The organism is Streptomyces sp. NPDC049577 (assembly GCF_040675635.1).
Taxonomy (GTDB): Bacteria; Actinomycetota; Actinomycetes; order Streptomycetales; family Streptomycetaceae; genus Streptomyces.
The window spans coordinates 19,287-35,541 of the sequence record NZ_JBFAPH010000002.1; the positions used below are offsets into that span (position 1 = coordinate 19,287).

Annotated in this window: 24 protein-coding genes; 5 read left to right on the plus strand and 19 right to left on the minus strand. The window is 70.3% G+C overall.

Features of this window, described 5'->3' with window-relative positions; translation table 11 throughout:
- Genes AB0K09_RS00460 through AB0K09_RS00510 form a run of 11 tightly spaced genes read right to left on the minus strand, consistent with a single transcriptional unit; the run spans position 1 to position 8,306 of the window.
- Positions 1 to 411, minus strand: coding sequence for a hypothetical protein (locus AB0K09_RS00460; protein ID WP_366062955.1), 411 nt, complete (start codon positions 409 to 411; stop codon positions 1 to 3).
- On the minus strand, positions 408 to 785 hold the full coding sequence (locus tag AB0K09_RS00465; protein ID WP_366062956.1) for a hypothetical protein: 378 nt from the start codon (positions 783 to 785) through the stop codon (positions 408 to 410). Before AB0K09_RS00465 ends, AB0K09_RS00460 begins: the two co-directional genes overlap by 4 nt.
- Entirely contained in the window at positions 782 to 1,171 is a 390-nt protein-coding gene (locus AB0K09_RS00470; RefSeq protein WP_366062957.1) for a DUF6093 family protein, read from the minus strand. Before AB0K09_RS00470 ends, AB0K09_RS00465 begins: the two co-directional genes overlap by 4 nt.
- Positions 1,168 to 1,713, minus strand: a complete 546-nt coding sequence (locus AB0K09_RS00475; protein ID WP_366062958.1) for a hypothetical protein — start codon at positions 1,711 to 1,713, stop codon at positions 1,168 to 1,170. The genes AB0K09_RS00470 and AB0K09_RS00475 overlap by 4 nt, the downstream gene beginning before the upstream one ends.
- On the minus strand, positions 1,682 to 1,942 hold the full coding sequence (locus AB0K09_RS00480) for a hypothetical protein (RefSeq protein WP_366062959.1): 261 nt from the start codon (positions 1,940 to 1,942) through the stop codon (positions 1,682 to 1,684). The genes AB0K09_RS00475 and AB0K09_RS00480 overlap by 32 nt, the downstream gene beginning before the upstream one ends.
- A gap of 14 nt (positions 1,943 to 1,956) precedes the next feature.
- Positions 1,957 to 2,934, minus strand: coding sequence for a DUF5309 family protein (locus AB0K09_RS00485; RefSeq protein ID WP_366062960.1), 978 nt, complete (start codon positions 2,932 to 2,934; stop codon positions 1,957 to 1,959).
- A 51-nt stretch (positions 2,935 to 2,985) separates the two neighbouring features.
- Positions 2,986 to 3,732, minus strand: a complete 747-nt coding sequence (locus tag AB0K09_RS00490; protein WP_366062961.1) for a hypothetical protein — start codon at positions 3,730 to 3,732, stop codon at positions 2,986 to 2,988.
- Positions 3,733 to 3,778: 46 nt separating this feature from the next.
- Positions 3,779 to 4,819 (minus strand): hypothetical protein, encoded by a 1,041-nt coding sequence (locus AB0K09_RS00495; protein ID WP_366062962.1) that lies wholly within the window; start codon positions 4,817 to 4,819, stop codon positions 3,779 to 3,781.
- A complete protein-coding gene (locus tag AB0K09_RS00500) occupies positions 4,812 to 6,245 on the minus strand; it encodes a phage portal protein (protein WP_366062963.1) in 1,434 nt (477 codons plus the stop codon). The genes AB0K09_RS00495 and AB0K09_RS00500 overlap by 8 nt, the downstream gene beginning before the upstream one ends.
- Positions 6,242 to 7,864 carry a hypothetical protein gene (locus AB0K09_RS00505; RefSeq protein ID WP_366062964.1) on the minus strand — a complete coding sequence of 541 codons (1,623 nt, stop codon included), beginning with the start codon at positions 7,862 to 7,864 and terminating at the stop codon, positions 6,242 to 6,244. The genes AB0K09_RS00500 and AB0K09_RS00505 overlap by 4 nt, the downstream gene beginning before the upstream one ends.
- Positions 7,851 to 8,306 carry a hypothetical protein gene (locus AB0K09_RS00510; RefSeq protein ID WP_366062965.1) on the minus strand — a complete coding sequence of 152 codons (456 nt, stop codon included), beginning with the start codon at positions 8,304 to 8,306 and terminating at the stop codon, positions 7,851 to 7,853. Before AB0K09_RS00510 ends, AB0K09_RS00505 begins: the two co-directional genes overlap by 14 nt.
- 309 nt (positions 8,307 to 8,615) lie before the next feature.
- On the opposite strand from AB0K09_RS00510, the gene AB0K09_RS00515 reads away from it, so the two are divergent.
- The 3 genes from AB0K09_RS00515 to AB0K09_RS00525 are packed head-to-tail and all read left to right on the plus strand — an operon-like array spanning position 8,616 to position 9,563.
- Positions 8,616 to 8,933 carry a trypco2 family protein gene (locus AB0K09_RS00515; RefSeq protein ID WP_366062966.1) on the plus strand — a complete coding sequence of 106 codons (318 nt, stop codon included), beginning with the start codon at positions 8,616 to 8,618 and terminating at the stop codon, positions 8,931 to 8,933.
- 1 nt (position 8,934) lies between these two features.
- Positions 8,935 to 9,171 carry a hypothetical protein gene (locus AB0K09_RS00520; RefSeq protein WP_366062967.1) on the plus strand — a complete coding sequence of 79 codons (237 nt, stop codon included), beginning with the start codon at positions 8,935 to 8,937 and terminating at the stop codon, positions 9,169 to 9,171.
- Entirely contained in the window at positions 9,168 to 9,563 is a 396-nt protein-coding gene (locus tag AB0K09_RS00525; protein ID WP_366062968.1) for a retroviral-like aspartic protease family protein, read from the plus strand. Before AB0K09_RS00520 ends, AB0K09_RS00525 begins: the two co-directional genes overlap by 4 nt.
- Positions 9,564 to 9,592: 29 nt before the next feature.
- On the opposite strand, the gene AB0K09_RS00530 is transcribed toward AB0K09_RS00525, so the two are convergent.
- Positions 9,593 to 9,952, minus strand: coding sequence for a holin (locus AB0K09_RS00530; protein WP_366062969.1), 360 nt, complete (start codon positions 9,950 to 9,952; stop codon positions 9,593 to 9,595).
- Between the two features lie 108 nt (positions 9,953 to 10,060).
- On the opposite strand from AB0K09_RS00530, the gene AB0K09_RS00535 reads away from it, so the two are divergent.
- Positions 10,061 to 10,279 (plus strand): hypothetical protein, encoded by a 219-nt coding sequence (locus AB0K09_RS00535; RefSeq protein WP_366062970.1) that lies wholly within the window; start codon positions 10,061 to 10,063, stop codon positions 10,277 to 10,279.
- A gap of 219 nt (positions 10,280 to 10,498) precedes the next feature.
- Here AB0K09_RS00535 and AB0K09_RS00540 read toward each other — a convergent pair whose 3' ends face one another.
- Together AB0K09_RS00540 and AB0K09_RS00545 are read right to left on the minus strand one after the other, a co-directional pair.
- Positions 10,499 to 11,563: a DUF2637 domain-containing protein gene (locus AB0K09_RS00540; protein WP_366062971.1), complete on the minus strand. Its 1,065-nt coding sequence runs from the start codon at positions 11,561 to 11,563 to the stop codon at positions 10,499 to 10,501.
- A 169-nt stretch (positions 11,564 to 11,732) separates the two neighbouring features.
- On the minus strand, positions 11,733 to 12,425 hold the full coding sequence (locus AB0K09_RS00545; RefSeq protein ID WP_366062972.1) for a hypothetical protein: 693 nt from the start codon (positions 12,423 to 12,425) through the stop codon (positions 11,733 to 11,735).
- Between the two features lie 108 nt (positions 12,426 to 12,533).
- Between AB0K09_RS00545 and AB0K09_RS00550 the strand changes: the two genes are divergently transcribed.
- The gene (locus AB0K09_RS00550; protein WP_366062973.1) at positions 12,534 to 12,821 is read left to right on the plus strand and encodes a hypothetical protein; all 288 of its coding nucleotides are present in this window, start codon (positions 12,534 to 12,536) and stop codon (positions 12,819 to 12,821) included.
- A 74-nt stretch (positions 12,822 to 12,895) separates the two neighbouring features.
- On the opposite strand, the gene AB0K09_RS00555 is transcribed toward AB0K09_RS00550, so the two are convergent.
- The 5 genes from AB0K09_RS00555 to AB0K09_RS00575 are packed head-to-tail and all read right to left on the minus strand — an operon-like array spanning position 12,896 to position 16,241.
- A complete protein-coding gene (locus AB0K09_RS00555) occupies positions 12,896 to 13,774 on the minus strand; it encodes a hypothetical protein (RefSeq protein WP_366062974.1) in 879 nt (292 codons plus the stop codon).
- Between the two features lie 58 nt (positions 13,775 to 13,832).
- Entirely contained in the window at positions 13,833 to 14,315 is a 483-nt protein-coding gene (locus AB0K09_RS00560; protein ID WP_366062975.1) for a hypothetical protein, read from the minus strand.
- Entirely contained in the window at positions 14,312 to 14,674 is a 363-nt protein-coding gene (locus tag AB0K09_RS00565; RefSeq protein ID WP_366062976.1) for a hypothetical protein, read from the minus strand. Before AB0K09_RS00565 ends, AB0K09_RS00560 begins: the two co-directional genes overlap by 4 nt.
- Entirely contained in the window at positions 14,671 to 15,294 is a 624-nt protein-coding gene (locus AB0K09_RS00570; protein ID WP_366062977.1) for a hypothetical protein, read from the minus strand. The genes AB0K09_RS00565 and AB0K09_RS00570 overlap by 4 nt, the downstream gene beginning before the upstream one ends.
- Before the next feature lie 2 nt (positions 15,295 to 15,296).
- Positions 15,297 to 16,241 carry a hypothetical protein gene (locus AB0K09_RS00575; protein ID WP_366062978.1) on the minus strand — a complete coding sequence of 315 codons (945 nt, stop codon included), beginning with the start codon at positions 16,239 to 16,241 and terminating at the stop codon, positions 15,297 to 15,299.
- Positions 16,242 to 16,255: the final 14 nt, after the last annotated feature.

The following is a 16,255-nucleotide window of genomic DNA, read 5'->3' on the forward strand; positions in this document are numbered from 1 at the left end:
TCAGGCGGGGGTCAGGTAGTAGCGGTAGACGTCGGCCCGCGCCCACATTGCGGTGTCGGGACGTGCGGGATCGCTCGGGGGTTCCCGCATGGTGGGGTTGCCGACGACGTACTCGGGGGCGCACATCCATGTCTGTCCGTCCGGCGGCTCCAGGACGCCGAGGGCGACTGCCCCGGCCGCCTCGGCGACCTGATCGGCAGCCTTGCGGGACGGCCCGACCGAGGTGATCTGCATGTCGATGATGCGGTCGGTGTTCGGGTCGCCGATGGTGTTCTCTCCGGCTCGCTCCAGCACCGGCCAGACCACGCAGTACCGGCCTGTCAGCTGTACGTCGCCGACGCGCGCCTGTGCGTCGCCGGTGGCGATACCGGCCGCCCGCAGTGCGGCGACGAGCCGGTCGGCGGTGTTCACAGGCCCAGCGCGTGGGCGACCGCGATCTCGACGCCCCGCGCGAGGTCGTCGGCGTTCTCCTCCAGCGCGGGCCCGAGGTGCGGCAACGGGGCGTTGTTCGCGCTGCCGTACTCGATGATGTTGCCGAGCGCGCCCTGAGCGGCGCCCTTGTCCGGCCCGATCTCCGCCTCGACGCCGGCCGCGGTCGTCTTCACTTCGTAGGTGATCGACCTCGGGTACTGCGGAAGGTACTTGTGTCCCGAGATGCGCTGACGCGCCGAGTCCTTGACCTTCCGGGCGGTGACCTCGACCGCCTGCCTGCCGGTTACGGCCAGCCGGGCGGGCACGCCCGCGAGGTAGGCCTCGGTCTCGACGAGACCCATGACGACGATCACCGCGATACCTCCTCGCACCCAAGCCGACGGGCGGTGATGTGAGTGCCCCGGCCGACGCTGCGCACCCGCAGCCGCAGTTCGACCGCCGACGGGTCGGCCGACGCCGTGATGACGACCGCGTCGTAGGAACGCACGGCGGTGACCGTCACCGGGACCGACACCGTGTACTGCCATGTCTCGACCGGGGCCTGCCCCGAGGAGTCGGCCGACACCGCCCGCGCGGTCTCCCGCAGACGGCACGGACCCTCGTAGAGGACCGTCGTCGTCTCGCTGTCGACGCCGCCGTCGGACGCCGTCGACTCCCCGGCCCGCTCGATCCGGCAGGCGTCCTGGAAGAGCGCGGCGGCTTCCCGGCGGCCGGCCGCAGCGACCTGCCCGGCGGTCACCGGGGAACCACCGTGAAACTGCTGCGCCGGTAGCGGTCGAGCACCTTCTCGTCGGCGCGCGAGAGGCCGCCCGCCCCGAGCGTCTCGGTGGCGTAGGTCCGGCTGTAGTCATCGATGGAGACCTGCCGCAGCATCTCGGGGTTGGTCACGGCGGCCTGCGCCAGGGCCAGTACGACGCCCCGGATGTCGTCGGGGACCTGTGCCCAGCCGTGGTCATAGGTGACCGTCACCTCGCTCGTCCACGGCTGCTCGCGCACCAGGGCAGCGCCGCGCAGCGTCCAGCCGGTGACCGGCTGCCCGTCGTCGGCGCCGACGACACTGGTCACCGCTGTGACCGGACGCTGTCGCAGCTGCAGTTCGCGCCGGTAGGACGGGGGCACGGTGACGACGTCACCGGTCACCGCGGTGACGTCCAGGCGCAGATAGGCGCGCACGGTGGCCGAGGCGATGGCGAGCGCGAGCTCGGCCGTCGCGGCGGGGATGTCGCTGCGCTGCGCGAAGGCGGCGAGATCAAATGTCGTCGCCAGTGGAGGCAGCGCCATGGTCGCGGCCCCTTCCCTCGTCCTGGCGGCCGCTCCCGGCGCCCGGGTGCTTGCCCCCAGACCGTCCGCCAGGGGCCTTGACCTCGGTGATGCCGTACTCGTCGGACGCCGCGAACTTCCGCAGCTGGGCAAGCGCCTCGCGCGCGGTCGTCGTGCAGACCCCGTCCTCGAACCGGACGATGCCGCCGATTCTCAGCTGCGGGTATCGGTCGCTGGTGAAGGTGGCCATCGGCCGGGCTCCCGTCAGCTTGTGGTCAGGTTGGTGATCTTGCCGTGGGCCTTCTCGTTGCCGTAGGCGAGACCGACCTCGCCGTAGAGCTGGACCTTTTCGCTCGCGCCGGTCTTGGCCAGCGGCTCGGCGAAGAAGTGCCCCTTGCCCGGCACTTCCTGGTAGACGGGCATGCACTGCTCCAGCGAGACGACCGCGAGCGTCCCGGCGGGCATGTGGCGGTCGAGCATGATGTTCAGCTGCCCGAAGTCCGTCTCGATCGTCTGGACGCGGACGCCGCCGACGTTGCGGCTCATCTCCTGGTAGTTCTTGTCCGTGATGAAGATCTTCGTCAGCATGCGCTTCTGGAAGCTGTTGACGAGCAAGGTCGCGGTCTCCGATTCCTGGATGCCGCCGTTGTCCCAGACCATCTGCAGCAGGTCGAGAACGAGATCCTCGGTCAGCGCGGACGGCTGGGTACCGGCGGTGCCGGTGTCGCCGTCGGGGGCCGCGATCACGTTCGTGGTGATGGCGGCGAGCAGGCCCCGGGTCTTGCGGGCCGTGGTGTTGTCGGCCGGCTTCTGATAGGTGCCCTGGATGAAGGAGTACTCGATGTCGCGGACCATCTGCTTGAGCATCTGCTCGGTCTGCCAGTCGAGTTCGGACAGGATCGTGTTGCGCTCTGCGTTGTTGACGCCGGCCTTCGCCTGCGTTGCTGCCAGCTTGGTGTAGCTGACGGCCACGGACTCCTGATGGATCTGGACGAGGTTGGAGACGTTCGCCCGCACGCGCTCCTCGGCGGACGGGGCGTCCGCTCCTTCGAGGCGGGTGTTCTGCCCGGCGGCGCGCAGGTCGAAGGTCTGCCACTCGAACTCGATGGCGTCGGTCTGCCCGCCGCCGGTCAGTCCGCCGATCGCGGAGAAGAACGGGGTGTCGGCGGGGGTGAGCTGGTGGAGGATGCCGGTGTAGTTGGGCAGGTTGTAGGTCGTGCCCAGTGCGGTGATCCCAGCCATGCGGGGTCTCCTTACGGTGCTCGGGCGCGGCCTGGTGCCTGCCCTCGGCTGCTAGGGGGTCTTTGCTGCGTCGGCGAGCTTGCTGTTCTGCAGGCGCATCACGGCTCGCCAGTCGCCCCGGGCCTGCGCCTCGCGGATCTCGTCTTCGACGCCGGGCGTTCCGCCGGTGCGCGGGCCCTGCCCGCGGTCGGGCTTCGGCTGCCGGGGGCCGCTCTCACGCGCCCAGTGCGGCTTGCGCTCCAGCAGCTCGGCAAGGGCCTTCTTGATGGCGTCGGTGTCGACGGTGCCGTCGTCGTCGATGTACGCGGTCGGGTCGAGGGCGCCGACGGCGTCCTCGGGGTCCTGGTACGAGGCGGCGGCCAGTGCCTCGACCTTCGCGGCGACGGCGAGGCGGGTCGCCTTCGCCGCGCGCTCCTCGGCCTTCGCCGCCCGGTCGACGAGCTTGTCGGCCTCGGTCTTTTGGGCGTCCTCGAAGGCGGCGATGCGCTTCTCGTGCTCCTTGGCGAGCTTCTCCGCCTCGCGGGCCCGCCGCTTCCACTCCTCCAGTGCCTTTTCCCCGGCCGGCCCGAGCGGGGCGTCACCGTTCGGCGCTCCGCTCGACGGCGCCACGTCACCGGGCGGACCGGCAGGCGAGGGGGCACCGCCCGGCGACGGGTCACCGGCGGGTGCGCCGTCGTCGGCGGCCGCGCCGCGGATCGGCCAGATCGGCTGCGGGCCGTGCTCGCCGACGCGGGGCTTGCGCCAGCCGACGGCGGACTGCCCCGTGCGGGGATGCCGGGGCAGGGCAGGTGTGCTCATGAGGTGCTCCCGTTGCAGGAGGGGAAACCGGGGCGTTGCGCCCGGGTCAGGTGAGGTAGGCGAAGCGCCGCAGCAGGCGGATCACGTCAGCCCGGCCGTCGGCGATCCGGTAGATCTCTTCCGGCAGCAGGCGGGGAGTGCGGAGCCGGAAGATCGGCAGGCCTTGCTCGATGTCGGCTCGGCTGGTGCCGAAGCGCTGGCCGGTGCGGGCTTCGGTCTCCCGGAGCATCTGCCGATAGAAGGTGCTGCGGCGGGTGGCGCCCTCGTGGGTGGCGCTGACCTGCCGTCCGTAGGCCTCGACGCGGTAGATGCCGCGGCGGGCGTTGACCACGGCGAAGATGTCGGCGCCGTCGCGGATCGCCTGCGCGCCGGCGGCGGTGAAGCGGCGGTTCTGCTCGGCCCGCGAGAGCCCTTCGAAGAACCTCTGTGGGTTGACCATGCGGCCGCGCCGCTCCTCCGAGGCGGGGACGCCGTAGCACTGGCATCGCTTGTGGCGCTTGAAGTCGGCGTTCCAGCGGTACCAGCGGCCGGCCAGGATCGCGCAGCGCGCGCAGGCCCCGGGCCGTACCACCCGGACGTAGCCGACGACCCTGCGGTCGGCCGCCATCGCCGCGCCGAGGCCGGACCGTCCGGCGTCGGCGACCTCGGAGACCGCGATGCGCTGCAGGTCCAGCAGCCCGGCCGTCATCGACTCCTGCAATGTCATCCCGCCCCGGATCAGCGTCTTGGTACGGATCACCGGCTGGTAGAGCAGGGAGTCGAGCGGCCGCCCGTCCGCCGCCCACCCTCCCCACGCCCGGGGGTTGATTCGCCCCGCGACGAGGTCGGGCTCGGCGAGGCCGTCGGCAGCCATCAGAGCCCGCACGTAGGCGTCGGCGGGGGTGACGGCCAGGATCTGCCCGGCCGTGACGGCCCGCAGCAGCGCCGCCCCGACGCCCGCGAGCCACGACCGGGACAGATCCGAGCCGTCCAGCAGGCGCCACAAGCGCGCCACAGCCGCGGCCGTCTGCACGACCGCTCGCTGCTGCAGACTGCCGTAGGCGGCGACGAGCTCGGCGTGCGCCTGCTCAGGGATGCCGTCAGCCACGACTCGGCCCGCCGACCGGCGTCGTCTCCTGCGGCACCTCGCCCGTCTGCCCGACCGTCGGCATGGTCGACAGGGCGTGCAGGTCCGCCGTCGTCATCCGCGTCAGGTCGTCGTCGAGCATGCGCTGCATGCGGCGGCGCTGCTCCTTGGTGTAGCCGAGGTCTTCCCACGCCTGCGCGGTCGGCAGCAGCCCGGCCGCGTGCAGCTTCACCACGGCGTCGGCCTTCTGCGCGAACGTCGGCGTCGACGGATCCCGCCATACGGTCTCCAGCTGCCGCGCCCGCGGATCCCAGTCGCCGTCCCGGACGCGCAGCGCGATGCGGTTCATCCGCTCGTAGCTGCCCGACCATGCCCGCTGGCGCCGCTCGGCCCGCTTGACCAAGCGGGCTTCACGCGAGCGGATCGCGTCCGCCGAGGCAGCGTCGTCCGTGCCCATTCCCATGTGATCCGGCGGGAGCGCGCCCAGCGAGGCGACCAGGCGGGCCAGCAACTCGATCGACTGGTGGAAGTTCGTCAGCTGCGCCTCGGGGAACTGTCCCACCTCGGCGCCGTCCTGCTTGGTGCGCTCGCTCGACCACACCGCCCCCGCGATCTGCTGCCACGTCGACAGCGGCCGCCCCTGCTCGTCGGTGAAATCCTCCTCGGAGAACCCGAGGGCCCACCGGCGGGGCATCGCGTGGAACTCGCTGCTCACCATCATGTCGGTCGCCACCTTGCAGGCCGCATCCGACAGCGGGATGACCGCGTCGAGCTCGCTCTTCCCGCCCGGCACGAGCAGCCGGCCGCGGTTGGCGAAGGTGACCACCGGCGGTGTGCCGAGACCGTGCTCGTCCTGGTCGTCGAGCTTCCAGCTCGTCGGGCCCGCGGTCGGCCGGCTGTACCAGTAGGTGACGTTGGGCAGGTAGAGCGTTGCGTACTGGTCGCGCACCATGCCCGTGACCGGGTCGATGTCGTTCCAGCGCTTGAGCACGGCCCGTTCCTGCCGGGTGCGCGGGTCGTAGTCCGCCGTCACCTGCAGCGGGGACTCGAAGGAGATCAGCGGCATCCCGGGGTCCGCCTCGTTCGCCCCGACGACCGCGAAGGAACGACGCATGACGAGCGCCTCGATGTGGCCCTGCTGGGACTGCTCGTCCATCGCGTTGGCCTGCCAGATCGCCCAGAGGTCGTCCGCCATCTCCTCGGAGTCCGCGTACCGGAACCCCTCGACGTCGAGGCGCTCGTCGAGGGTGTCGACGACCAGCTGCGGCCAGTTGATGACCAGGGCCCGAAGGCGGTCTTCCATCAGGGCCAGCAGCTCGGGGTGGAGGTACGAGAGTTGCTGCTCGCCGTTGTAGTAGCGGTTCAGCTCGTCCAGCTGCCCCCGCTCGGCCTCGGCCCGCCGACTGAGCCACTGCACCCACTCCTCGGGGGTGAGGTCGTCTTTCATCGCCGCCTCACCACCATTCCCCGTTTCCTCGGCCGGGCGAGCCCAGCCGCGATGGCATCCCCGGCCGCCTCATGGGCGAGGACCGAGCAGATCGCGATGTCGATCTTCTGGTGCGGCCCGGCCTTCCGGAGCACGTACCGTTCGGCCGGCCGCGCCGCTTTCCGCGTGTTGCGCATGTGGATGGACGTCAGGTCGCACCCGTCGTGCCGGAACCCGGACTCGGCCTTGCTCACGTCGGTCAGCAGCCGCTCGCACGCCGCGTGCATCTGCACGATGCGGTTCGTGTACCAGCGGGTGACGCGCTTGTCGCCGTAGGCCGCTTCCCACTGGTCGACCTCGGTTTCCCAGTACGGCGGGTCGCAGTACATGCGGACCACGTCGTACCGGCTCATGAGCTCGTCGACCGCGGCGGCGACTTCGAGGCGGGGCACCTGCCCGCCCCAGTCGGCCGGATCCCACACCGTTGGCCGGGCGTCCGGCCCGTATGTCGGCATGAACTGATAGCCGTCCAGGGCCTCGGCCCGTATGGCTGTCCAGTCGTCGATGTCCGAGCCGTCGAAACCGAGTACGACGCGCGTCCGGGGCCCCGGTGTCTCGCGGGGTTCGGCGCGGGCGTCCCATCGGTCCTGCTGCATCCACGCGCCCGAGCCGGCAACGATGCGGTTGCCGAAGAAGCGCTCGGCCTGCGCGGGGTCGGTCTCAAGCAGCTCGGCGGCCTCGCCCTCGATGGCGTCGAGGTCGACGTGTGTGCTTCCGGCGTAGACGTACCGGTGGATCCGCCGCCGGTCAGCCTTGGCCGTGTAGGAAAGACCGCCCGGCGGCTTCCGGTGGAAGCGAAAGATGTCCTTCACCTTCGCCTCGGCCGTCTTCTGCGCGACGCTGTTCTCGCTCGGATCCCAAGCGTTCGTCGTCTCCATCGTCCGGCCGCCCATGCCCGCCGCGCCCCGGCGTTGCGTCGTTGCGACGCGGTCCATCTTGTTCTCGACCGTCCAGATGCCGGTCTCGTCCTGGGCGACGAAGGTCACCGGGTTGCCGAGCCGGGACTGCGCCGAGGACGTCACCACGTCGATCCGGCCGTCGTTCGGCAGGCGGGTGAATGCCTCGCCCACCCTCATCAGCTCGGCCAACGGCCCGTTGCGGATCATGGACTGCAGCGGGCGGTAGATGTTGTCCGTCTGCTCCTCGGAAAAAGCCGTGATCTGCACGAGCGGCGTCGGCCACGGCCGGCCCATGGCCTCGCCCGACTCGTACTCGTAGACCCAGCCGCAGCCGCACCCGTACTCGCGGCAGTCGTAGACCTCGCCACCGCGCGCCCAACCGGCGAAGACGACCGGGCCGACACCTTCCGCAGCACAGATCGCCGCCGACCACGGCCCCTTGCCCGTCTTCTGCGGTGCCACGACCTGCGACCGGCGGTAGAAGAACGCGGTCGCCAACTGCCCACGCTTGGCAGTCGGCTTGATCCGGTAGTGGTTGACGGTCGCCCAGAGCTGCCAGTCGTACATCCGGAAGGCTTGGCCTTTGAGGAAGCCGTCCGGGATGCGGCAGTGCTGCTCGATCCAGTCGGCCGCGACCCACAGCGTCGGGAAGTCGACCACGAACTCATCAGACGCCGCCATCGCGGACGACCTTCAACCGGGCCCGGCTCGATCGCGCTGCCGTCAGCGGCACGGCGGCGGCCGGCGGCTCTTCGCGGGCGATGCGCCAGCGGTTCGCCCGCATCCCGGGCGTCGTCAGGCCGAGCGAGTCGGCCATCTGCCGAACCAACGTCCCCAGACTCACGGGCGAGTCGGGCACCTCGGCCTCGACGAGCCGGCGCACGTACAGGGCGACCTCGAAGTGGGAGCCGTTGCGCTCCCACATCAACGCCTGTGGCTTTGTCCACAGTTGTGTCCACAGCTGTGTCTCGCGCGGGGACTCACCGAGGAGCGGCCACGGCGGCAGCACCCCGGCGCGGCCGTCGGCGGGGAGGACCGTCCATTCGCCGGCGTCGCGCTCGCGGGCGAGGGCATTCGGGTCGGGTGGGGGGCCGGAACGCGTCCGGGCGCCGCCTTTCGACATGGTGATCACCACTCTCGTCCGCGTTGCGCGGCATGGGAGGCGCCATCACATTGCGTGACGGCAGGAAGTTGATCAAGGGGCTTCGGGGAGGTCTGAACCCTCCCGAGTTTCGATGGCCCTCCCCGGCGGTCCGGAGAGCGAGACCGTTTGGGGTCACCCCCTGGGGTTTTCGTAGCTGTCCGTGACGATCCGAGGGGTGCGTCGGGGCCCCGCAGCCGGGTGGTCTTGTAAGCGCTGCGACGTGTTGCCGAGTCGATGTCGTCACCGTAGGGCAATCTCGACTCCCAGGATGCTCAATGGAGGTCGCCAATGTCAGACGTCGAAAGATTCGAGCTGCTGGAATTCGCCGCTCAGCTTGCAGATGAGATCAGAAGGGTGCGAGATAATCCGCCACCGCCCGGAAATGAAGTGATTCAGCTGACAGAGTGCTCAATCGAGATGGCTATGGAGGTGAAGAAGGAAGCGAAAGGCGGAATTAAGGTTTACGTTCTAGAGCTTGGCGGTGCGGTCTCGACGGCGAGGACTAATAAGGTGATCCTGAAGTTCACCCCAATCGATGCCGTTCAAATGGTTAGCACACAAGAGGGACCCGGGCCGCAACTGGGTCGCGGCGGGAAGGGTTCCTGACATGCCCATCAACGCTGAAGCAGCTGCACAACTTCGAAGCCACTGGGAAGGCCTCAGCCTAGAAGTTCCATTCTGCTGGGTTGCGGCGGGACGCGAGGGAGTGATTGCCGCGAGTGAAGACTTCGAGTCGGTTTATCGGCAGGCAGAAGCGTCAGAAGGGGGAACCCCGGACGAAAGAGTTGTGTTCGCGTACGTGCTGCCGCAACTGACTGCCGAGTCCAGCTATGAGGTCGAATGAGCTTCCCGCGTTCAGTCGACTTTGACGGGTCACGCGCCTACGTCCAAAACCGGCCTCTGGTGGACCTTATCGTCTTTGCTCCTGGGGGGCGGCACCTCCAAGTGTTGAATGCTTTGGTTGACACTGGGGCAGATTTCACACAACTGGACCTTGGCGTGGCACACGCCATTGGCTTGGCTCCAGAGCGCCGACAGTCGACTCTGGTCGCAACCGCCGGCGGACCGACCAGGCTCTATCCCATAGATTTGACCATCGAGGTAACGGGGGTCAGGGCGCCCGTGCGAGTCCTATTCGGTAGGAGAGCGAATCCATTGCTTGGCCGTCAGGGGATGCTGATGCTCATGCAGGCGGTTGGGTTCACTACGACAGACTGGCTCCATCAGCGGTATTGAGCCTGCTCAAGATCAGCCAGGGCACGGCTCTACTGACTCGGCTGGTTCCAGCCCCCAGGTTGGTCACGTGCGGTCTCGCGGCTGTGGCAGGGGCCGCACAGGCCCCGGCCGTACTGGGGGTCGTCGGGGACGAGGCCTCGGGCCACGAGCTCTCGCCGGTCGAAGGGGTGGTGATCGGCGTGCACGCTGGGCGCCGTGCCGCACAGGACGCAGACGGGATCGCGAGCGAGGACGCGTCGGCGGAACCGGATCTCGTGCCGGCTGCCGTACCCGCGCTGCCGTGCGGTGCCTCGCCGCTGCTCGGCCTCGCGCCGGTGCTCGTCGCAGCGTCCGCGCTGGGTGTACTCGGGGCAGCCGGGCACGGTGCAGATGGTGTAACCGCGGGGCATCGCTCACCTCCAGCTCAACGGCCCGAGTGCTGGACAGCTGCAGGTCACCGGCCCCATGCGGTGCATCCCCGAGATGCGTGTCATTGACCTGTGTCCGAGGCTTGGGCCATGCAGAAGCGCGTGGTCGTCTACCCGCCGGACGAGCGCGGGTGGCGCAAGGTGAGGTACGACGGCCGGATTCTCGGCACGGCGTACAAGGTGAGCGACATCCCCGTCTTCCTGGCGAAGGCAGGCTACGAGGACGCCGAGAACGTGGATCTCAACGACGAGTCGCTCTTCGACTGGCGAGGGGGCGGACCGGACTCATGGGCAGAGTCGCCGCCGTGATGGGCACCGGCTCCCTCACGCCCTCGGGGCCGCATGCCACCCGATTGAGGACTTCTCCTGGAAGCGCGAACGCCCCCGATACCCGGGGGCGTTGCTGTGGCTTCGTGTCCGGGCATGCCGGACTTGCCGTCAAGGGTGCGACAGGTGATCCGCTTGCGTCAAGGCCTGACCGCCATCGGCGGATTTGGGCGGGCGAGGCAGGTGCTCGCGAGGCGTCGGTCAGAGGTAGCCGGGGGTTGCGACGGGCTTCGGCGCGGACGGTGAATTCTTCGGCTGCGTGCTCTTGGTCTTCCTGGCGCGCGAGTTCACGGTGCGCACGTAGTGGTCGGTCGTCTCGATGCCGCGCCGGGTGAGTTCCTCGGCGATCTGGCCTGGGGCGAGTTCGGGGATGGCAGCGCGGACGGCGCGGACGGCGGCCGCTGTCGTGAGTCCCGGTCCGGCGACCAGTTCCCTGATGATCCGGTCGATCAGCACCTCCTGTTCGGTGCTGGTCTGCCAGCGTTCGTCCTGCTCCTCGTCCTGGTGAGCCGCTCGTGCCAGCACGATGGCGACGTCGAACTCGCTGACGCGCTGCCCGTACTGGTTGAGGATCGCTGCGAGCTGGGCGTTGGTGAGGTCGGGATAGGCCTTGTGCAGGATGCGGATCGCCTCGGTGGGCGTCATGCCGCTGAGCGCGAGGGTCGCCTCGGTCTCCGACTGGTCTGGCGTCGGGGCGGCGCTGGCCTCGGCCGACTCCTGCCGCACGTGTTCGACCGCGCGCTTCTGGGTGGCGGTCCATGCCTGCTTGCGGGCGAGCAGCCATGCCAGCGGGCCGAAGACGGGCAGCCGCATCCGGCGCTCGCCCCGTGCGAGGCGGTGTCGTTCGCGGGTCGCTGCCCACGAGAGGTAGGTGACCAGTTGCAGGGCGAGCGCAGGTGTGGCGAACATGATTGTCGCGCCCATGCCGCCGCCAGCGAGAAGGGCGTGCACGCGGTTGAGGTAGATGGAGAGCGCGCCGAGCCCGATGGTCGCGAGCATCGGGGCGAAGGCGCTGCGGTTCTCGGTGACGGCGGCGCTGGCGAGGTAGAGGCAGACCATGCCGGCACCGTCGAAGACGGCGGAGACGACCAGGGCGAAGAGCCACGGGACGCCGTAGTGCAGGGCGACGGTGTGCAGCGACCATCCGCCCACCCCGGCGGCGGCCAAGGCGATGATCCAGTATCCGGCCTTCGCGTGTCCTTGCAGGCTGCTGTGTTCCGTGGTGGTGGGGGCAGCTCCGGGCAGCGCCCGGTTAGGGTTCGTCATGGATCGGCCCTCTTGGCTTAGCGGCTAGGGCGGGTTCACTCCGGCCGGTGTTCGCAGCACCTGCCGGGCTCCCCCTGTACGTGCTCCCGCGCGGGAGCTTGTGCGTTGGGGTGGTGCCCTCGCCAGTTCGGTTGGCGAGGGCACCGTGCGTCTGGTGCGGGTTGCCGGATCAGCGCAGCTGGTAGCGGGGGATCCCGACGGAGCCGTCGCGCCGGACGGGGTAGATCAGGAACGAGTGGATCCGGTTGCGGACGGACTTCTTCTTGATCACGTCGTAGCGCATGCCGGACTTGCACCCGTCGAAGGCGCGCAGGCCTTCCTCGGGCGTGGCGGCGGCGACGCGTCCGAACTCGTCGGCTCCTTCGGCCTTGCAGCGCAGGGCGGTCATGTAGCCCTTCGGCTGCGCTTCGACGAGGTACGACTCGACGGGGCTCGCCATGTCCTCGAAGCCGTAGAGCGCGGTCATCGCGGCGCGGTGTGCCGTCTGGCGGGTGTGGGAGTCGGTGACGAAGGTCGAGAGGGTTCCGTCTTCCGCCCGGCGGGCGACGGCCCAGTGCCCGTCACCGCTCATGGTGTTGAAGACGCGGTACTCGTTGCCCCTGCGCCAGAACATCCACGTTTCGCGGCTGCCAGCGTCCGGGACTTCGATCAGGTGGGGCACGTGGGGCATCTCGCCCGTGTCGACGAGTTCCTCGGCGGGGACCCACGAGGGGGCTCCGAGGTACCACTCGACGAACACGGCGGTCGGGCTTTCCCCCTCGGGGGCGGCGCGCTTGTGGAGGACGATGCCCTTCGCGTCCAACTTGTCTCCCCGAGACGGGCAGAGCACGGTCATGTCGGGCGTGACGTCGTTGTAGTGCATGTTCACCTTCCGTAGAGCGGTGGCTGCGAGCACGAATTTATAGGGCCCTAGAAACACTCGTCAAGGGGGCTAGAAATCGATCTTGAGTGGGGGCCTAGAATCTGCTGCATGGACAGCACTCACGACGCGCGAGACGCCTCGCAGCCCGGCGCCGAGCTGACCCCGGCCGAGCTCTTCCGGATCGCCGCCGACCGGGCCCTCGACCACGAGGACGCCGTCGACCGTGCGCGGGAGATCACCGCCTTGCTCAAGGCGATCGACGACCGGCAGAAGGAGCTCACGGACACGCGCCGCGCCGACGTGCAGGAGATGCGCAAGACCATGACGCTCGCGGCGGTGGGTACGGCGATCAGCCTTTCAACCGGTCGGGTCGATCAGATCGCGAAGGGCAAGTAGTCCGCCGCGACGCTCAGGTCGTGGCACCGCGCCGCTGTCGCTCCGCCAAGGTGAGCGACAGCGGCGTTCGTGCGTCAGGCGACGGATGTGCGAGCACGTGCCCGCTCGTCGCGCTTGGCGTCCCGTCTCCGGCGGCGGCGCTGCTCGGCGTCGAGCGCCCCCTGCAGCTGCGCGAGTTCGTGCGGCGCCGCCCACGTGCGGCGACCCTCGATCACTTGGACCGGGGCACCGCAGTCGAAGCCGTTCGCGCACGTGACCGTCGCCGCCTCGTCCCCGCCGCGGTGCATCGTCAGTTGCCCGCCGCACCACGGGCATGGCCGGTCCTGGACGGGGGTCGAGCGGCGCTCGGCGCCAATGGTGCGCTCGATGCGCCCTGCCGCCTCGCGCGCGATGCCGGTGATGCGCCGCCGGTGCGCATCACTGATGGGCGCGCTCGGGCCGTCGGCGCCGGCGAGGCGGTCGCGCAGCCACCGGGCGGCCACGGGCGCTGTCCGGTGGCCGAGGTTGTAGTGCCAGCGGCGCGGGTCGGTCGCGTCTTGCGCGACGAGGACGAGGCGCCGCCGTCGGTCGGCGGGCGTCCAGTCAGGTTGGGGGCCGCTGATGACGGGGCGCTGCACGTCGGCGGCGATTTCGTCGGCCAACGTGCACAGGGCGATCTCGACGGCACGGCAGGCGTCGACGACATGGAGCCGCAACGGTGCCGGAGCTTCGGCGAGCGCGAGGCCCCGCTCACCGGGCCCCCCTTCGTCCTGGACGAAGGCGAGGGAGCCGACGGCGCGATCCCGGGCGACGTCGGCGGCGTCGTGCTCGTCCAGGGCATGCAGGTAGTCCCGGACGCCCATAGCTGGCGGCCAGATGTCGGGCGTCGTGGTGTCGAGCAGGTCTCGCAGGTGCTGCCAGTGGTCGAGGACGAAGCGCAGGTTCTCGTCGGCGGTGCGGGTGCGATGCGGCATGGTGGGGCGCTCCTGGTGACGTGGGCGGGCGCTACGGGGTCTGTGCAGTCCGTCGGGGCTACGCCCGTCGGTTGAGATCGGGCCCGGTGGTGATGCGGGTGATGCCCTCGGGAGGCGCCAGCGCATCTGGCCGGCGGCCGGTGCTCCGTTGCAGGTCGAGCGAGTGCGCATCACGCGCATCGTTTTGCGGCGTGGCGGATGCGCCGCCGAGCTCGGTCAGGATGGCGTGTGCGGCAGCGTCGACGAGGTGGTGGTGCGGGCCGTCCTCCCCGCACCGGTACCTGTCGACGGCGTCCCGTGCGGTCGGCTCGTCGAGCCCGTACTCGTCGACCAGGCGCCGCACGAGCAGCTCGCGCGCGGCGTCGGCCGGGGCGTCGAGCGCGGCGATCTTCCAGCGCAGCCGGGCAAGGCTCGTGCCGCCGTCCCAGTGGGCCAGTTCTTCGACGACGATGTCGAGGACGGCGCGCAGCTGGTCGCGCTCGGCGACCAGGGCGTCGAGCCGATCGTCGGTGAGATCGTCGACGCGAAGGCGTGCGTTCACAGCGATCCTCCGGGAGCGTCGTGGGTGGCGGGCTCGTAGGTGTCGATGGGCGGCAGCTCGACGAGATGGCGGTACGGGCCGATCTCGGCCGGGGCGCGGGTCGCCGGCCGGGCGTAGCCAGCGAGCGATACGGGCTCGGGCGGGTCGGGGAAGAGCTCGGCGAGTTCCTCGTCGCTGAGCCCGTCGAGCTCGTCGTCGGTGAACACCGGGACGGGGCTGATGTGCCAGCCGAGGGAGCGCAGTTCCTGGACGGCGAGCCGGCCGATGACCTCCGGGGGCGCCCCGCGGTTGTCGCGGACGACGGAGGCGATCACCCCGGCGACCGCATCCGGGGTCACCCTTCGGGCTGCCGGGGTCATGCCGAGGCCTGCGCCGGGGCGTCCGCGGCTGCGACGGCGTAGTCGCGCTGGCGGTCGGGGTGGGTGTTGCCCATGGTCCGGCCCCGCGCCAGGGTCCGGCACGGCCGGCCAGCGTCCGCCCCGCACGTCGGGCACCGCACCGCGAGCTCGGGCGGCCCCGCCGGACGCTCCCGCTTGGGGAACATCGCGGCCTTCGTGGCGAGGTAGCCCGGGTTCGCCGGGGCCGCCTCGACGGCTCGGCCGACTCCGGCGACGAGTGCGCGGACCGGTGCGGGCGGCTCGGCGCCGGTGACGACCGCGGCCCGGTCGGCGCGCAGCGCGAGCACGTACCCGTCGACGTCGTCCGGGTCGACGGCGGGCGCGCGGCGTTCGGCGTGCCGCTGCATGCGGTCCCGGGCGGTGGCGCGCCACCGGGCGGCGATGTCCTTCGGCATCACCGGGTAAGCGCTCTCGGCGTAGTGCTGCCCGACCGCCTCGCCGGCGAAGGCGAGCGGGACGTCGCGCAGGGCGGCGGCCCACAGCCGGACCTGCGCGACCTGTTCGAGCTCGTCGGTCTTCACGACGCGGTCGTCGACGAGGCTGATCTCGCCGAGCAGCCTGATCACGTCTCGGGTGTCCATCGTCAGACCTCCCCGGTCTGCTGCATGAGCCGCGCGAGCCCGTCGCGCTGCTGCTGTCCTCGGGTCTGCTGCTGGGCGCCGCCGGGCTTGAACGGCACGACGACGCCCCCGCCGTCCGGTTCGATCCGTTCGTTCTCGGCCCACTGCTGCCAGCGGCCGCCCCACGCGACGGCCCGGCGCTGGTCGTCGAGCTGCCGCCGGACGAACTTGCGGGTGACCTCGTCGAGCTGCCTCGGGGTGAGCTGCTCGCGTCCGGCGTCGGCGCGGGCGAGCTGAGCGGCCCGCACGTCGTCGTCGCTGGGCTGCCAGTCGGTGGGGATCAGAGAGGGAGTCGGCTCGTGCGCGCGCCCGCTACTACCTGCAGGAAGCTCTCTCTCCTCAACCCCCCTGTTAGGGAGTGGATTGGAGTGGAGTGGAGCACGCGCGCGCGAGGTCCCGAGGGAGTCCCCCCGGGACGCAACGCCGTGACCTGCGTCTTCTTCAAAATGAGGGGGTGGAAAAGAGGTCGAATCGTCGTCGATTCCGTCGCGATTCGTCTCCGGGTCGTCGTCGAAAAGCGAGCGATTCGCTCGCGAATCACCGCCGGGTGTGGTGCCGCCGGCACGCTGGCGGCGCTTCTTATCCGCCGCCTTCGCCCGCCGCTGCTCGACGTCGGCGCGCTTCGGGTTCCCGCTGCGCTCGTAGTCGTGCATGTAGTAGTCGCCGCCCGCCGGCTGCGGGCAGCTCTTGCAGCCGTGCCCGGCCGCGTGCCACAGACCGGCCGCGAGCAACTTCCGGATCTGGGGCGTCGTGCCGTACATCTCGGCGATGGGGCCGGGCACTATGCCGTCGGTCAGGTGCTGCGCCACATACGAGCCGCACCTCATCCACAACCCGATCGCGGCGTTCCCGGCCTTGATCATCTTCGGGTGGGAGTGCGCCGAGTCGTCGACGTTGAACCACGGCATGGGGTTCTCCAGAG

Coding starts and splice junctions, on each gene's coding strand:
- AB0K09_RS00515 (WP_366062966.1), top strand. CDS start 8,616: ATGTCAGACGTCGAAAGATTCGAGCTGCTGGAATTCGCCGCTCAGCTT.
- AB0K09_RS00555 (WP_366062974.1), bottom strand. CDS start 13,774: ATGCCGCATCGCACCCGCACCGCCGACGAGAACCTGCGCTTCGTCCTC.
- AB0K09_RS00530 (WP_366062969.1), bottom strand. CDS start 9,952: ATGCCCCGCGGTTACACCATCTGCACCGTGCCCGGCTGCCCCGAGTAC.
- AB0K09_RS00500 (WP_366062963.1), bottom strand. CDS start 6,245: ATGAAAGACGACCTCACCCCCGAGGAGTGGGTGCAGTGGCTCAGTCGG.
- AB0K09_RS00565 (WP_366062976.1), bottom strand. CDS start 14,674: ATGACCCCGGCAGCCCGAAGGGTGACCCCGGATGCGGTCGCCGGGGTG.
- AB0K09_RS00545 (WP_366062972.1), bottom strand. CDS start 12,425: ATGCACTACAACGACGTCACGCCCGACATGACCGTGCTCTGCCCGTCT.
- AB0K09_RS00520 (WP_366062967.1), top strand. CDS start 8,935: ATGCCCATCAACGCTGAAGCAGCTGCACAACTTCGAAGCCACTGGGAA.
- AB0K09_RS00475 (WP_366062958.1), bottom strand. CDS start 1,713: ATGGCGCTGCCTCCACTGGCGACGACATTTGATCTCGCCGCCTTCGCG.
- AB0K09_RS00570 (WP_366062977.1), bottom strand. CDS start 15,294: ATGGACACCCGAGACGTGATCAGGCTGCTCGGCGAGATCAGCCTCGTC.
- AB0K09_RS00535 (WP_366062970.1), top strand. CDS start 10,061: ATGCAGAAGCGCGTGGTCGTCTACCCGCCGGACGAGCGCGGGTGGCGC.
- AB0K09_RS00480 (WP_366062959.1), bottom strand. CDS start 1,942: ATGGCCACCTTCACCAGCGACCGATACCCGCAGCTGAGAATCGGCGGC.
- AB0K09_RS00540 (WP_366062971.1), bottom strand. CDS start 11,563: ATGACGAACCCTAACCGGGCGCTGCCCGGAGCTGCCCCCACCACCACG.
- AB0K09_RS00575 (WP_366062978.1), bottom strand. CDS start 16,241: ATGCCGTGGTTCAACGTCGACGACTCGGCGCACTCCCACCCGAAGATG.
- AB0K09_RS00485 (WP_366062960.1), bottom strand. CDS start 2,934: ATGGCTGGGATCACCGCACTGGGCACGACCTACAACCTGCCCAACTAC.
- AB0K09_RS00505 (WP_366062964.1), bottom strand. CDS start 7,864: ATGGCGGCGTCTGATGAGTTCGTGGTCGACTTCCCGACGCTGTGGGTC.
- AB0K09_RS00510 (WP_366062965.1), bottom strand. CDS start 8,306: ATGTCGAAAGGCGGCGCCCGGACGCGTTCCGGCCCCCCACCCGACCCG.
- AB0K09_RS00550 (WP_366062973.1), top strand. CDS start 12,534: ATGGACAGCACTCACGACGCGCGAGACGCCTCGCAGCCCGGCGCCGAG.
- AB0K09_RS00490 (WP_366062961.1), bottom strand. CDS start 3,732: ATGAGCACACCTGCCCTGCCCCGGCATCCCCGCACGGGGCAGTCCGCC.
- AB0K09_RS00525 (WP_366062968.1), top strand. CDS start 9,168: ATGAGCTTCCCGCGTTCAGTCGACTTTGACGGGTCACGCGCCTACGTC.